General features: G+C 44.8%; 12 protein-coding genes. 6 read left to right on the top strand and 6 right to left on the bottom strand.

All coding sequences use genetic code 11. From position 1 onward, the window contains the following. The first annotated feature begins 60 nt into the window (after positions 1-60). From QUF19_RS11325 to QUF19_RS11340, 4 genes are all read left to right on the top strand, one after another. Positions 61-801: a YciK family oxidoreductase gene (locus QUF19_RS11325; RefSeq protein ID WP_286293432.1), complete on the top strand. Its 741-nt coding sequence runs from the start codon at positions 61-63 to the stop codon at positions 799-801. A 154-nt stretch (positions 802-955) separates the two neighbouring features. Continuing rightward, entirely contained in the window at positions 956-1,663 is a 708-nt protein-coding gene (imuA, locus tag QUF19_RS11330) for a translesion DNA synthesis-associated protein ImuA (protein ID WP_286293434.1), read from the top strand. A gap of 3 nt (positions 1,664-1,666) precedes the next feature. After that, on the top strand, positions 1,667-3,136 hold the full coding sequence (locus tag QUF19_RS11335) for a Y-family DNA polymerase (RefSeq protein WP_286293436.1): 1,470 nt from the start codon (positions 1,667-1,669) through the stop codon (positions 3,134-3,136). A 116-nt stretch (positions 3,137-3,252) separates the two neighbouring features. Continuing rightward, a complete protein-coding gene (locus QUF19_RS11340) occupies positions 3,253-6,330 on the top strand; it encodes an error-prone DNA polymerase (RefSeq protein ID WP_286293438.1) in 3,078 nt (1,025 codons plus the stop codon). Between the two features lie 310 nt (positions 6,331-6,640). Here QUF19_RS11340 and QUF19_RS11345 read toward each other — a convergent pair whose 3' ends face one another. Then, positions 6,641-7,582, bottom strand: a complete 942-nt coding sequence (locus tag QUF19_RS11345) for a chemotaxis protein CheV (protein WP_102437037.1) — start codon at positions 7,580-7,582, stop codon at positions 6,641-6,643. A gap of 168 nt (positions 7,583-7,750) precedes the next feature. Further along, positions 7,751-8,968, bottom strand: a complete 1,218-nt coding sequence (mlc, locus tag QUF19_RS11350; RefSeq protein WP_017107272.1) for a sugar metabolism global transcriptional regulator Mlc — start codon at positions 8,966-8,968, stop codon at positions 7,751-7,753. A 320-nt stretch (positions 8,969-9,288) separates the two neighbouring features. On the opposite strand from mlc, the gene pyk reads away from it, so the two are divergent. Continuing rightward, positions 9,289-10,737: a pyruvate kinase gene (gene pyk / locus QUF19_RS11355; protein WP_102437035.1), complete on the top strand. Its 1,449-nt coding sequence runs from the start codon at positions 9,289-9,291 to the stop codon at positions 10,735-10,737. A 180-nt stretch (positions 10,738-10,917) separates the two neighbouring features. On the opposite strand, the gene QUF19_RS11360 is transcribed toward pyk, so the two are convergent. Together QUF19_RS11360 and cydH are read right to left on the bottom strand one after the other, a co-directional pair. Further along, a complete protein-coding gene (locus QUF19_RS11360; protein WP_286293447.1) occupies positions 10,918-12,132 on the bottom strand; it encodes a patatin-like phospholipase family protein in 1,215 nt (404 codons plus the stop codon). 41 nt (positions 12,133-12,173) lie between these two features. Continuing rightward, positions 12,174-12,263 carry a cytochrome bd-I oxidase subunit CydH gene (cydH, locus tag QUF19_RS11365; protein ID WP_099165371.1) on the bottom strand — a complete coding sequence of 30 codons (90 nt, stop codon included), beginning with the start codon at positions 12,261-12,263 and terminating at the stop codon, positions 12,174-12,176. 145 nt (positions 12,264-12,408) lie between these two features. On the opposite strand from cydH, the gene QUF19_RS11370 reads away from it, so the two are divergent. Next, positions 12,409-13,002, top strand: coding sequence for a porin family protein (locus tag QUF19_RS11370; protein ID WP_286293455.1), 594 nt, complete (start codon positions 12,409-12,411; stop codon positions 13,000-13,002). 111 nt (positions 13,003-13,113) lie between these two features. On the opposite strand, the gene QUF19_RS11375 is transcribed toward QUF19_RS11370, so the two are convergent. Together QUF19_RS11375 and ptsG are read right to left on the bottom strand one after the other, a co-directional pair. Continuing rightward, entirely contained in the window at positions 13,114-13,518 is a 405-nt protein-coding gene (locus QUF19_RS11375; protein ID WP_102437029.1) for a hypothetical protein, read from the bottom strand. 228 nt (positions 13,519-13,746) lie between these two features. Further along, positions 13,747-15,177 (bottom strand): PTS glucose transporter subunit IIBC, encoded by a 1,431-nt coding sequence (ptsG, locus tag QUF19_RS11380; RefSeq protein WP_102437028.1) that lies wholly within the window; start codon positions 15,175-15,177, stop codon positions 13,747-13,749. Positions 15,178-15,196 lie beyond the last annotated feature (19 nt).

A 15,196-nucleotide genomic window follows, 5' to 3' on the forward strand; every position in this document is an offset into this window, starting at 1 on the left:
TCTGTGTGATTAAACATCAATGGAATGACGAACATAATAAAAGAAAGAAGGATAAGCACAGTGGATTACCCAATCTCTACAGATGCCCTCAAAGATAAAGTAATTTTGGTTACAGGTGCCGGTGCTGGCATTGGTCGCCAAGCCGCACTAAGCTTCGCTCAACATGGTGCAACTGTCATTCTGTTAGGCCGCAATGTCAAAAACCTTGAATTGATTTACGATGAAATCGAAAGCGCTGGTTACCCACAGCCTGCGATTATCCCATTGGATTTAAAAGGCGCGACAAAGCAGAACTACATCGACATGGCTGAAACCATTGAATCACAGTTTGGTCGTTTAGATGGTCTACTGCATAACGCAGGTGTACTTGGCACGCTAAGTCCATTTGATCAAATCGATGAAGAGACGTTTGATGGCGTCATGCAAATCAACGTTAAAGCTGAATTTCTAATGACTCAAGCGTTACTGCCTGTCATTAAGAAAGCAGAAGCGGGTCGTATTGTCTTTACCTCTTCAACGGTTGGTCATTCTGGCCGAGCGTTCTGGGGCACTTACGCAATTTCAAAGTTTGCAACAGAAGGCATGATGCAGATCTTAGCCGATGAGCTTGAAGGTACCGATATCCGTGTTAATGCGATTAACCCAGGCGGTACTCAAACACGTATGCGTGCAAAAGCGTACCCAGGTGAAGATGCGAACAAACTAAAAACGCCACTCGACATCATCCCGCTGTATCTACACTTAATGAACCCAAGTATGACAGACATCAATGGCCAATGTATCGACGCTCAACCTAAGTAGTTGATATTATAACCAATAACAATAAGTCGCTTTAATAGCGGCTTTTTTTGCATCTAAATCAAACATCTAGCAGTTAGTTCTCCGAATTTTCGTCATTTCTCTTTGCATCTTTTTCATTGTCAAATATACTGTATAAATATACAGGTATTTAATTATGCATGAACTAATAAAAAACTTACAAGACCGCCAGTTAATCTGGAAAGGATTACAATCAACAACGCTAGGAAGTACCACTTCGACAGGCTATCCTCAATTGGATAAACAGCTTGATGGAGGCTTCCCGACGCACGGCGTTATTGAGGTTGAATCACAACAAGGGGTCGGCGAACTTCGTCTACTCACGCCTTATTTAGCTCAACAAAACTCACAAAAACTGGCCATTTTCATCAACCCACCGGGGAAGATCTGTGCCGAGTTTTTCAACGACCAAAACATTCCACTAGAGAATATCCTAGTCATCCAACCTCAGCGTGATCTCGATGCATTATGGGCCGCAGAGCAGTGCCTCAAAAGTGGTGCCTGTCATTCTGTTTTGCTATGGGGAGCGGATCTAGAAATACACCAAACCAAGCGCCTGCAAGCGGCAAGCGAAACGGGCAAGTGTCTGCAATTTCATTTTAAAGCCACCAGCTATAACCAGTTATCCCTACCCGTTTCTTTAAGCATGAAGCTGTCTTCTCACGCCCAAGGGTTAAAGATTGAGGTCACGAAAAGAAAAGGCAGTTGGTCGTATGGCAGCTTTGTTCTGGACATGAGCCAGAACTGGCCGTTACTCACAGAAAAAGTCATCAATGAAAACAGTTCAACTCACGCTTTGTCTAGTAACACGGTACTGGCTTTCCCTATTGCGAAACAAGGCTAGCGGATGTTGTGGCTTTATCTGCACTTCTCATCGCTGCAATTGGATACCTTGTTTAACTCTAATGAATTGAAAGCGAATGAAGAATCACACGATCAACCTCTTATCATCGTCGATGAGAAAGATCATCGTGTGCTGCAAGCTAACCAAGCTGCGCTGCAATCAGGTATCACACTCGGCATGGGGCTAGGGTCTGCGGCCGCGCTTTGCCATAACTTACACGTCCACCCTTACAGCATTGAGCTAGAAAAAAGTAAGCTGAAAGAGATTGCTCAATGGGCTTATCTGGTCACTTCCGACATGGCGTTACTGCCACCCAATGGATTATTGATTAAAGCCTCTAACATGTTGTCGCTTTACGACGGGCTAGATAACTACTGGCATGAACTCAAAAGCCATTTAGAAACGCTCAATATCCAGTTCAGTTTTGCCACAGGTTATTCGCCGCTTTCTGCAATCCTTTTAGGCAAGCAATCCATCAACCAAGCGACGAACAATGTTGAGCAGATGAAAGCTTGGGTTAACCAACAAGCGCTGAGTTCAAGCGAACTTCCTGCTAAACAAGTTGAGCGCCTGAATCGTGTTGGTATCAATGTCGTTGAAGACTTATTGAAACTGCCTTTGCAAGATGTCGCGCGCCGCTTTGATATCGACTTGGTGAACTATGTGGGTCGTCTTAATGGGCAGTTCAAGCACCCGATTGATTTCTATCACCCACCAGAGAGTTTCCAACAATATTTGGAGCTGCTGTTTGATATTGAAAACATCCTTTTCATCGAAAAGCCTTTGCTGAAATTGTTGAATCAGCTCGAGTGCTTTTTGAGGTTACGTGACCGAGTGGCTTTCGAGTTAACGCTGACTTTGCATCTAAGAGATAAAGACGATCATCATGTCTCTTTCTATTCAGCGCAGGGCGATTATCTAGCAAGTAAATGGGCGAACCTCACGCGTCTAACCTTAGAGTCACTGAAGATCACAGCACCGGTTCAGGGGCTGACTCTATCCTTGGTTCGTCATGGAGAACCGCAAGTCGCCTACCATGATCTTTTCGATGGTAATACCGGAACACTTGCCGCGTTAGATCTGCTCTCGCTGCTTCAAGCCAAGTTGGGGCAAGCTTGTATTCAAACACCGAAAATACAGCATGACCCAAGGCCAGAAAAGGCCAATCAGTATTCGCTCCCAACACTGAGTAAATCTGTGGCAAAAAAGCAAACGCCCCCAGAGAGTGAGCAACAAACCATAGATCTCAACGTCCATCAACAACGACTCCGGCCCAGTATTTTACTGCCAGAGCCCGAAGCCTTAACCGAAAGCGTCACCTTATCTCAAGGCCCTGAGCGCATTGTTTCTGGCTGGTGGGATGGTGAGAAAATCATTCGTGACTACTTTATTGCTCACAGTGAAAACGGCCGCTGGCTATGGGTATTCAGAACGCCAGATAAGCAATGGTTTTTACACGGATTATTTAGCTAGCCTGTAAGAAAGTAAGTCAGTAAGACAATTTAGTCGCTCACTCAGTATGACTTACTAACGATTTCAACGTCCCTTTTCAATCAAGCCCACTCGCAATGGTTAAGTGAGATTACGTTATGTCTCAGCAATACTCAGAGCTCTTCTGCCAAAGTAATTACTCCTTTCTAGAGGGAGCTTCGCACGCAGAAGAGCTTGTTTTACAGGCCGACTTCTTACGCTACAAAGCACTCGCTGTTACCGACGAATGCTCGGTGGCGGGCATCGTTAAGGTTCACTCTGCGATCAAGCAACATAAACTGTCGCTCAAGCAAATTGTTGGGAGCCTATTTTGGCTAAATGAAGAGTGCCAAGTTGTCTTGTTATGTCCAAATAGAAAGGCCTACGCCGAGCTGTGTCGTATTATTACCAATGCGAGACGTCGTAGCAGCAAAGGACATTATCAACTCTCGGAGTGGGATATCATGTCGGCTAAGCACTGCTTCATTCTTTGGCTTCCTCAACAGAAAAATGAAGACGCACATTGGGGGCAATGGCTTTCTCAACACCACTCCGGTCGATTATGGATTGGCTTACAACGACACCTAAAACAAACCGACCAGCAGTACACAGATTACTGTGTTGAGCTGTCACTGCATCACCACCTTCCGATTACGGCCTGTGGTGGCGTGCTGATGCACAACGCCAATCGCTTACCCTTGCAGCATTCACTCACTGCGATAAAGTATCAACGTCCCATTACTGAAGTGGGCAATCACTTACTCGCCAATGCCGAGCGCTGTTTACGCAGCATCAATAAGATCTCTCATATATTCAAAGCTGAGTGGCTAGAAGAGAGCAACCGAATCTCTGAGCTGTGCGAATTTGATTTAGACAGCTTGCGCTACGAATACCCGAGCGAGCTGATCCCTCAAGGTGAGACACCCATGAGCTATCTACGCATGTTAGTCGAGAAAGGAAAACGAACTCGCTTCCCGCAAGGCGTGCCTAACGACATTCAACAAATCATAGAGAAAGAATTGGGGCTGATTGACGAGCTTGACTACCCTTTCTTTTTTCTCACGATCCACGACATCGTCATGTTTGCCAAAAGCCAAGGGATTCTTTACCAAGGTCGAGGTTCAGCGGCCAATTCCGTGGTCTGTTACTGCTTAGAAATCACCTCTGTCGACCCAAGACAGATCTCAGTATTATTTGAACGCTTCATCAGTAAAGAACGTGATGAGCCGCCGGATATTGATGTCGATTTTGAGCATGAGCGCCGTGAAGAAGTCATCCAATACATCTACAAAAAATACGGTAGAGAACGCGCAGCGCTTGCCGCGACTGTCATTTCATATCGCTTCAAAAGTGCGGTAAGGGATGTCGGCAAAGCTTTAGGGCTACAGGAAACCCAGCTGGATTACTTCATTAAGAACACTAATCGCAGAGATAAAAGCTTAGGTTGGCAGGCTCAGTTAACTCAATTAGGACTACAACCTGACTCTTTGAAGGGTCAGCAGTTTATCCATTTGGTTAATGAAATTATCGGCTTTCCACGTCACTTATCTCAGCATGTTGGTGGCTTTGTGATCTCTTCCGGGCCTTTGTACGAACTGGTTCCCGTCGAGAATGCGGCTATGCACGATCGAACCATCATTCAATGGGATAAAGATGATCTTGAAACCTTAGGGCTACTTAAAGTCGATGTACTCGCGCTTGGTATGCTTTCTGCGATTCGTAAATGTTTTGACCTTATCAAACACTTCCATGGACGTTCTCTGTCTATCGCTGAGATCACTCGTCTCAAGGACGATCCTCAGGTTTACGGCATGATTCAACGAGCAGACACGGTCGGTATCTTCCAAATTGAATCACGAGCGCAAATGAGCATGCTGCCAAGGCTCAAACCAAAGACTTATTACGACTTGGTGATCCAAATCGCTATCGTACGTCCTGGGCCTATTCAGGGCGATATGGTGCATCCGTTTCTAAAACGCCGAGATGGCATTGAGCCAATCAGCTATCCATCGAAGGATGTTGAATCGGTACTGTCACGCACTTTGGGTGTGCCTATATTCCAAGAACAAGTGATTAAGCTTGCGATGGTTGCCGCTGGGTTTTCGGGTGGAGAAGCGGATCAACTCAGACGCGCGATGGCGGCTTGGAAGAAAAATGGCAACGTCTTTAAGTTTAAAAACAAGCTCATCGAAGGCATGCAAAAACGCGGCTATGAGACCGAGTTTGCCGAACAAATCTTTAAACAGATATGCGGTTTTGGTGAATACGGTTTTCCGGAAAGCCATTCTGCTTCATTTGCGGTGCTAGCCTATTGCTCAGCTTGGTTGAAATGCTACTACCCAGAGTGTTTTTACGCGTCTTTGCTGAATAGCCAACCTATGGGGTTCTATAGCCCATCACAGTTGGTACAAGATGCGCAGCGACACAATGTGAAGGTACTTCCTGTGTGTGTGAATGCCTCACAAGATGATCACACCGTGATATCTCACCAGAATGGTTTGGCGCTCCGATTAGGAATGAGGCAAATCAAAGGCCTAAGCGAACATGGCATTCAGAGTATTCTCGCCAATCGCCCACGCTCCGGTTATCGCCATCCTAGTCAGGTTAAGCAACTATCGATCAATAAAAAAGACATCGAATTGCTCGCCTCGGCTAATGCGCTGCACAATGTTTCCGGTGATCGTTTCCAAACTCGTTGGGCACTGATGGACTCCGCTTCTGACCTGCCTCTATTTCGTCAGGCTTACGACAAGGTAGAACACGCTTTGCATAAGCCCAATGAGATGCAGGATCTACTGGAGGATTTCACCAGCGTTGGCGTATCGTTAAACAAGCACCCTATCACCTTGCTAGAAGAAGCTAACCGACTTGGTCGGTTCACCCATATGAAAGATTTAAAACAACAAAGACACAAATCCATGGTCACGGTTGTTGGTTTGGTCACTGGCAAGCAGTCACCCGGCACCGCAGCCGGTGTCACCTTTGTCACATTAGAAGATAACACAGGCAATATTAACGTTGTGGTATGGGGAGCCACCGCACGCGCACAGCAGCAAGCTTATCTGACAGCAAAGGCTTTAAAGGTGCAAGGAGTCTTAGAGAAGGAAGGTGAAGTCGTGCATGTGATTGCGGGGAAACTTATCGATATTACCGATGAAATTGTTGGTTTAAACACCAAATCTCGAGATTTTCATTAGCGCTTCAAATAGCCCTTTCATAAACGCCAGAAAAGGAAAAGGGAGGCATCAGCCTCCCTTCAATTCAAATCGTTGAGTTAGGACTCAACTTCAGCTTCCGTACGTCTTTTCTTAAATTCCCTATATAGTAATAAGCTCAAAGTCATTACGACTTTTGAAGTTAACCATATCATTAAGAGGAACTACCTTAGATTGTGAGTGAAAAGTTACGCTAGTAGTTGAGCATATTTTGTTAAGAAAAATATACTCCGTCAATATTAGCAAACGTTTTCTATAAGGTCACCCAAAACAAACCGTACAGCTGCATTAATTATAAAATCTGGCGCATTCGCTCTTGAGTGACTTCAACCAAGAGATCCGGTTGGAATTTAGAAATAAAGCGGTTACACCCTACTTTCTCAACCATGGCTTCATTGAAACTTCCACTTAATGAAGTATTTAGCGTGATAAACAAGTCATGCATTCTCGGGTCAGTACGCACTTCATGAGTCAGCTTATAACCGTCCATTTCAGGCATTTCGGCATCGGTGATCATCAGCAATATTTCTTGATTGATGTCTTTGCCTTCGTCACACCAGCCCTTCAGCAGGTTAAGCGCTTGTAGGCCATCGCAACATTCAATGATGTTCAAACCCAGTTGCGATAAGGTGCCTTTGATCTGATTACGCGCAGTTGAAGAGTCATCAACGATAAGTACGTTACGTCCAACCATTTCATTGGCAAGCTGCTCATCTAAGACACCGTCAGAAATCGAAACATCGTAATCGATGATTTCAGCGAGTACCTTTTCAACATCAATGATCTCTACGATCTTGTGTTGCTCTTCTTCTTGAATATGCGTGATAGCCGTAAGGTAGTTAGCACGACCCGTTGTCTTTGGCGGCGGCTGAATTTCAGTCCACGTCGTATTCACGATATTACGCACTTGTCCAACCAAGAAGCCTTGTACGGTTCGGTTATATTCGGTGATGATCAAGTTATTTTCTTGTGTCTCATCACGAGACGGCGGGAAGCCGATCGCGCTACGTAAATCGATAACAGGCACCGATTCGCCACGTAAAGAAGCCACACCAGTAATATGATGGTGAGAACCTGGTAAGCGAGTTAACACTGGCACTTTTAGGACTTCTTTCACTTTAAATACGTTAATCGCAAATAGTTGACGACTATTTAAGCTGAATAACAAGAGTTCCAGACGGTTTTCACCGACTAGTTTGGTTCTCTGATCAACCGAATTTAAAACGCCAGACATACAACACCTTAGTGACAAATAATAACTGAGGCTACAATAGCCTACTTCAATAGGTTAAAGCAAAGCGCCATTGCACAGAATGCTTAAACTAAGTACAACAAGTGACGTTATACATAGTTTAAGGAGATGATAAGAGTTCGGTAAGGCTATAAGAAGAGTAAAAGAGGTTTAACCTTCAATGACTTTCATCAATAATTGACCATCGTATAAAGCTTGTTTAACAAGCGCAGCGCCTGGCATGGTTGCTTGTTTATAGAATCGAGATTCCACCAGTTCTAAATCTTGATGGTAAACCGATAAACTCTGCTCTTCGATACACTTTTGAATCGCAGGATACAACACGCTTTTAGCCTGATTGATAACACCACCCACCAAGATTTTCTCAGGGTTGAATAGGTTAATCACAATCGCAATCGCAGAGCCTAGGTAACGACCTAATTGTTCAATTACTTCTACCGCTAGTGGGTCACCCGCCGCTGCGGCAGCGCAGATTTGTTCAATCGTGACATCTTCAAACACAGTAAGTGTTGATTCTTCACCATTGGCTAATCGCTCTTTGACTTGCTCACGGATCGCCTGCGAGCTCGCCACCGTTTCTAAACAGCCTCGGTTACCGCAATGACAAAGCTTGCCCTCTTTCTCGATCTGAATATGACCCAATTCACCGATGTTACCGTGACGACCTTGTAGAACTCGGCCATCTAGGATAATCCCAGCACCGACACCATGGTGAATCGAGATAAGAACTGAATTATCGTTATCTTGTGAGTGACCAAACAGCTTCTCAGCTAATGCCCAAGCTCGAGTATCATTGGCAATGAAGACTGGTAGACCCGTTTCTTTGTAGATCTCAGGACCCAGCGCTAAGTTTTTAACGTTGTAGTGCGGCATCTGCAGCACAATACCTTGCTCAGAATTCACAAGACCCGGCAGAGTAACAGCAATACTGGTGACCCTGTCGAGCTGTTCCGCATAGGTTTGGAAAAACTCATCAATCTCATGCAGAAGACGAGCAAGTACATCCTCTTGGTCACGCTCGTGAATATCAATCTTAGTATCGATAAGCACATCGCCACCCAGTTCATGAAGCGCGATCGTGAGATACCCACGACCAAGACGCATCGACAGAAACTGCCAACCTTCATTATTGGTTTGCAAACCCACAGCAGGACGTCCACGAGTCGTGGCTTCTTGAACCGTCGTCTCATGGATAAGGTGGGCTTCAATAAGTTCGCGGGTAATTTTAGTAATACTCGCCGGAGCCAACTCACTTTGCTTGGACAGTTCGATACGAGAAATAGGACCTTTAAGGTCAATTAGTTTATATACACGACCAGCATTGACCTGTTTGATATGATCAATATGGCCCGGTTGAGCCATGTACATTTTACGCTCCAGAAATCATCAACGGGTTAATTTTTTTACTTTGCGAAGTAATTGTGAAGTGACTTGGTATATCGCCGTGACCAGTATCACGTATATACATGAATCTTTGTGTATCTAGTCAAATAGTTTAAGAAAAATTAACACCCACATCGATAATTTGAGACTTAATTTTCAGAAAAAAACATCGCGTTTGAGTCCTAAATTCAATAAATAACAGCAAATACAGAAATATCTTCCTAGCTCCCAATAAATTATCAATTAATGCATATACTTAATTCTGTCTTGTACAAGATTTTCTAGGTCTCACCTTCGGAGCATTCATGACATCAGAATTAAGAAAAACAAAAATCGTCACCACTTTAGGACCATCAACAGATAAAGGTAACGTCCTTGAAGAGATCATCAAAGCCGGCGCCAATATCGTCCGCATGAACTTCTCTCACGGCAGCAGCGATGACCATATTCAACGCGCTGAAAAAGTCCGAGCAATAGCGAAAAAGTTCGGCACTCAAATCGCAATCCTCGGCGACTTACAAGGTCCCAAGATTCGAGTCTCTACTTTTAAAGACGGCAAAATCCAACTCGCCGTGGGCGACAAGTTCACGCTCGACAGTAGCCTAGGTTTAGGTGAGGGCAATCAAGAAGCCGTAGGCCTCGATTACAAAGAATTACCAAACGATGTGTCAGCTGGCGACATTCTGTTGCTTGATGATGGTCGTGTTCAACTGAAAATCACCGAAGTTGAAGGCTGTCGCGTTCATACTGAAGTCACCATTGGTGGCCCACTGTCGAATAACAAAGGCATCAACAAGAAAGGCGGTGGACTGTCTGCAGAAGCGCTCACCGACAAAGACAAGCGAGACATCATCACCGCAGCTCAAATCCAAGTCGACTATTTGGCCGTGTCTTTCCCACGCAACGGCGCAGACATGCACTACGCTCGTCAGTTAGCGCGAGAAGCAGGATTAGAAGCTCACCTTGTCGCTAAAGTGGAACGAGCAGAGACCGTTGCCACTGTTGAGAACATGGATGACATCATAATGGCCTCAGATGTCGTCATGGTGGCCCGTGGTGACCTCGGAGTGGAAATTGGTGACCCAGAGTTGGTTGGAGTACAAAAACAGCTTATACGCCGTGCTAGAGCTCTTAATCGAACAGTGATCACCGCAACTCAAATGATGGAATCGATGATCTCCGCGCCAATGCCAACTCGTGCAGAAGTAATGGATGTCGCCAACGCCGTACTAGACGGCACCGATGCCGTGATGCTTTCAGGTGAAACCGCAGCGGGCGATTACCCTGTTGAAACCGTGAAATCAATGGCCGAAGTGTGTATCGGCGCTGAAAAGATGGCGGGCATTAACAACCAGTCTAACTACCGTATTGACCGCACCTTTGTGACGGCTGAAGAAACCGTCTCCATGGCAACCATCTACTCTGCAAACCATATGGAAGGTATTAAAGGTGTCGTGACTCTAACCGAATCAGGCCGCACTGCATTGATGATGTCACGCCTAAGTGCCGATATGCCAATCTATGCGCTGTCTCGTAACGAAGGGACGCTGAACCGCTGTACTTTGTATCGAGGAGTTACCCCTATCTACTTCGAGACAGAAGCCGAAGACAGCTTTGATATCGCACTGTCAACGCTCACTTGCTTGAAAGAGAAAGGACACCTTAAGTTTGGTGACCTAGTGATCGTCACTCAAGGCGACATTATGGATGTGGCGGGATCAACTAACTGTATGAGAATCCTACCTGTCACCTAACAGGGTTGTATTCGATTAGGTCAGTTCGTTGATAAACGTCCCTACCAAGATCAAAAAAGGGTTATTGAACTAAGTTCAGTAACCCTTTTTCACTTCAGAACATTGTCAGCTCATTGCGTACTAACTTTCAAATTCGAGTATTACTTATCAATTTCGAGTACTACTTAGCAATTTCGAATATTACTTATCAGCAGTACTAGTCACCAACTGTGGCATATGTGAGCTACGAGCGTTTTCCGTTGAAGTATAAGTTTCTACAAATCGGTAACCCGCCTCTAACCCCAAGTCGTAATCGTGCAGCAAATCTTCCTTATCACTCATCAAAGAGCTCGACTTAAGCGGTTTGCTAGGTGCGATTTGAACAACAAACGCATCGTCCGGTGGAGAATTCAAAAAGTCTTGAGTTAATGAGTAGGTCTGATAATGAACCATCAACATGTCAGCTAAGCCAGAATCAAACTTATCGCCAATCAAATGACTTAAACGATAAATATCATCAGCACCAAATAGCCATCGTCCGCCATTGAGCAGATCAAGGTGCCCTCTATCGCGCTTTTGCTCCTTTGAACGGAGAATTTGCTGCTGAAAGAACGACGTCCAATCGGTTTTCCACTGTTCCACTTTTTGTTGCCAATGGTCTTGCACACTATCAAACGACTCACGGAACCATTCCAACTCTTCTGCCGATATTGGCTTAGGTGCTTTCACTAAGGCGTGTTTACGTTGAATCTCATTGGATAGTTCAGCCCCCTCTTCCAATACAGGCTCTGTACGTATCACGACTATTGAGCGAGCTTGCCTACGCCATGCTTCTTGCACAGGAATAGACGCAGACACACCACCGTCAACATAAGCACTGTCGCCAATGAAGATTTCATCATTGTACAAACGAGGGATGGCACAGGTCGCAATCATCACTTTGTACCAGTCTTCTCCCATCAACGGAAAATAATGGTCTCGTAAGTCTTTGGAATCGGTTACTGCTGCAGAGAAATGTCGGTCACCTAAGGTTTGTCGTCCCAAATCAAGATCAAGCTTGTATGGGTAAGCCATGATTTGTTCTAAGGCCCATTCTAAACCTAAGTTCTGGCGCTTTCGTATATAGGAGAAAAGATTGAAGAATTCTGGAGCCGTCGTTAAATCAAGAACGAAAGAACGACCTAGCCCTTTATCCCGGCACAGATAGGCACACAAATTAAGCGCACCCGCTGAGGTGCCAAAGAATTCGTCGAAGGGGTCAAAATTAGAAAGAAGAAATGCGTCCAGCACACCAGCCGTAAAAATACTTCGCTGTCCGCCGCCTTGGGCAACCAGTGCTGTTTTTCCAGCAATAAACTTAGCGTAGTAATCTAAGTCTATTGCCGAATCAATATTGGTTATAATCCCACTATTCATTATTCCCTGAGTATAAAAACTCAGCCTCGCAATAGATGGTATTAGCTACCAATCGCAATAAAGCCAAATGAAAGAATGATGGTGTAGATTACTACCGTTATTTGTAGAGCATTTTTCAGATTATGGTCCATAAACACCTCTGGCTTATTATTAATTTGTCGAGTCTCTATTTAAGTATTATCAGGTGTGTGAAGTATCTTCAAGAATCGTCGAAATTAGTCGCACAATATTGATGTAACCATCACAATTAGTCAGCGTATGGATAAGGATATACTCATGAATAACAAAGCAAATATGATTGCGCTTGTTGCGCTAATTTCCGCTTCAAACTTGTATGCAGCACCGGAAATTATTATCACTCCGATGATTGGTTATACCGGTGGTGGTAGCGTCGAAGATCAGGATGGTAATACTTATGACATGGAAGGTTCAGAAAACTACACCTTCGCCATTGAAACTCCACTTGAGAAAGGTCGCATCGGCTTTTTCTATTCCAATCAGAGCTCTGAACTAGAAACACTCAACCTAAGCTCCTCAATTCAATACCTGCACCTTCAAAGCAGTATCTACTACCCTGCATCCCCTGTATTGTCTGGGTATCTAGGGTTAGGTCTTGGAGCGTCTTACGTTGATGTCGACTGGGCGAAAGATAAATATGGCTTCTCAACCTCGATCTTCGGCGGTTTGGAGTACAAATTTAGCGACCGCTTAGCATTGAACACACAAGTACGTTGGTTAGGCACGGTTGTCGACAACGATACATCCGGCGTTTGTAACGTGCCGAGCAATGGCCAAGACTGCATTATCCGCTTTGATACCGACTGGATGAACCAATTCCAAGCCAATGTTGGATTGAGTTTTACCTTCTAGGTTGAGTCCCAATATTGGATCAATAAGCCTTTAGCCTAGAAGTATTCTAACGAAATGAAAAAACCAGCTTGATGCTGGCTTTTTCATTATAAAAACGGTTTTCAGTTCAACTTAGAACTTGTAGGTCACACCCAGTGCGCCGCCTATTTGTAACTCAACACCTTTATACATGTCGAGCTCAGGATGAACTTGTGCGTAAGCATTCCAACCTTCGTAGAAATTCACTTTCACGCCTAACGGCACTCGCAAACCAAAATCATCATTCCATTCAGCCCAAGCACCTGCACCAACATACCAACTTAAAGGCGCTTCAGTCTCAAACTGACCACGCTTAAAAATATAATCGAATGCTGCACCATCATTACCAACTGTGGCGCGATACTTCTGATCAAACTCAACAACAACACTTAGATCTTGGTCGACGGCTAAGCCAACTTCTAGGTTTGGAGTTTCAGAAGCATGAGCTAGCGAGGCTCCGCTGCAGCACATAAGGCCAATTAGGTAACGATGTTTCATAGTATTCTCAGACTGTTTTAAAAAACGGTAGATTACTTAAATCACAATGGATGTTGTCATCATAAAGTTAAAGATAAGAGGTACCCAAAGCGGGTAATTGAGCATCAGAACATTGAGCTGTTCGATAACCGATTGAGTGCAAAAGAATAAGTGCAGGAAGGACTTTCATAACTAAGAAAACAAAAAAGGAGGCCTTTCGGCCTCCTTTCAATTTATTGAATCAGTGAATTAACCGTTGTTACGGATCCACTCATCCATGTCTGTCTTAAGGTTGTCAGACTTAGTACCGAAGATAGCTTGTACGCCACCAGCAACTACAACAACACCTGCAGCGCCTAGTTTCTTCAGTTTGTCTTGGTCAACAACTGCTGTATCAGCAACTGCTACACGTAGACGAGTAATACAAGCGTCAAGACCAGTGATGTTCGCTTTGCCACCGAATGCAGCAACTAACTCACCAGCAAGCTCTGTACCAGTTGCAACGATTTCGTCTTCTGACTCGTCTTCGCGACCTGGAGTTTTAAGGTCAAGTGCTTTAATCACAGTGCGGAATACGATGTAGTAAATTGCAGCGTAAGCAATACCACATACAACCATTAGGCCCATCTTAGACGCGTTGCCAGATAGAACTAGGAAGTCGATTAGACCGTGTGAGAAAGATGTACCGTGTACAAAACCTAGAGTGTTCGCAAGAACGTATGCAGAACCAGCTAGTAGAGCATGGATTGCGTACAGAACAGGAGCAACGAATAGGAATGAGAATTCGATTGGTTCAGTGATACCCGTTAGGAATGAAGTTAACGCAGCAGAAGCCATGATACCCATTACTTTAGCGCGGTTTTCAGGTTTAGCTGAATGTGCAATCGCGATTGCAGCAGCAGGTAGACCGAACATCTTGAACATGTAACCACCAGCTAGCTGACCGAAGCCATTGCCCGCTGCACGAGATGCGTCATCAGCAACTAGGTAACAAGTAAGAACACCGTTTTGAGTTTCGCCAGCAGCGTTTACACAAGTACCAGCTTCAAAGAAGAAAGGTACGTTCCAAACGTGGTGAAGACCAAATGGAATTAGAGAACGCTCAACGATACCGTAGATACCAAACGCCACTTGTGGGTTTTGGTGAGCAGCCCAATCAGAGAACGCAGAGATAGCGCCGCCAACTGGTGGCCATACTACAGATAGTAGGATTGCTAGACCAATCGCAGAGAAACCTGTGATGATTGGCACGGCACGCTTACCAGCGAAGAAGCCTAAGTACTCTGGTAGTTGAATACGGAAGAAACGGTTGAATGCCCAAGCAGCAACACCACCGACTAGGATACCACCTAGTACACCAGTATCGATTTTATCAACGCCCATTACACCAGCCATTACGCCAAGTGTAGCAGTCATGATGCCGTAACCAACGATAGCAGCTAGACCAGCTACACCATCGTTGTTAGTAAAGCCAAGTGCAACACCTACTGCGAACAGCAGTGCCATTTGACCGAATACTGAACCACCAGCTTGTTCCATTAAGTTTGAAACAATTTCTGGAATGAAAGGAAGATCTGCTGCACCGACACCTAGCAAAATACCCGCAACTGGTAAAACTGATACTGGTAGCATCAGAGACTTACCAACTTTCTGCAGGCTAGCAAAAAGGTTCTTAAACATGTTTATGCTCCTGATAAAG

Source organism: Vibrio sp. FE10 (assembly GCF_030297155.1).
GTDB classification, from domain to species: Bacteria; Pseudomonadota; Gammaproteobacteria; order Enterobacterales; family Vibrionaceae; genus Vibrio; species Vibrio apostichopi.

Excerpts from the sequence above, each read along its gene's own strand:
- imuA (WP_286293434.1), top strand. The coding sequence starts at position 956 with ATGCATGAACTAATAAAAAACTTACAAGACCGCCAGTTAATCTGGAAA.
- QUF19_RS11335 (WP_286293436.1), top strand. The coding sequence starts at position 1,667 with ATGTTGTGGCTTTATCTGCACTTCTCATCGCTGCAATTGGATACCTTG.
- QUF19_RS11340 (WP_286293438.1), top strand. The coding sequence starts at position 3,253 with ATGTCTCAGCAATACTCAGAGCTCTTCTGCCAAAGTAATTACTCCTTT.
- QUF19_RS11345 (WP_102437037.1), bottom strand. The coding sequence starts at position 7,582 with ATGTCTGGCGTTTTAAATTCGGTTGATCAGAGAACCAAACTAGTCGGT.
- mlc (WP_017107272.1), bottom strand. The coding sequence starts at position 8,968 with ATGTACATGGCTCAACCGGGCCATATTGATCATATCAAACAGGTCAAT.
- pyk (WP_102437035.1), top strand. The coding sequence starts at position 9,289 with ATGACATCAGAATTAAGAAAAACAAAAATCGTCACCACTTTAGGACCA.
- QUF19_RS11360 (WP_286293447.1), bottom strand. The coding sequence starts at position 12,132 with ATGAATAGTGGGATTATAACCAATATTGATTCGGCAATAGACTTAGAT.
- cydH (WP_099165371.1), bottom strand. The coding sequence starts at position 12,263 with ATGGACCATAATCTGAAAAATGCTCTACAAATAACGGTAGTAATCTAC.
- QUF19_RS11370 (WP_286293455.1), top strand. The coding sequence starts at position 12,409 with ATGAATAACAAAGCAAATATGATTGCGCTTGTTGCGCTAATTTCCGCT.
- QUF19_RS11375 (WP_102437029.1), bottom strand. The coding sequence starts at position 13,518 with ATGAAACATCGTTACCTAATTGGCCTTATGTGCTGCAGCGGAGCCTCG.
- ptsG (WP_102437028.1), bottom strand. The coding sequence starts at position 15,177 with ATGTTTAAGAACCTTTTTGCTAGCCTGCAGAAAGTTGGTAAGTCTCTG.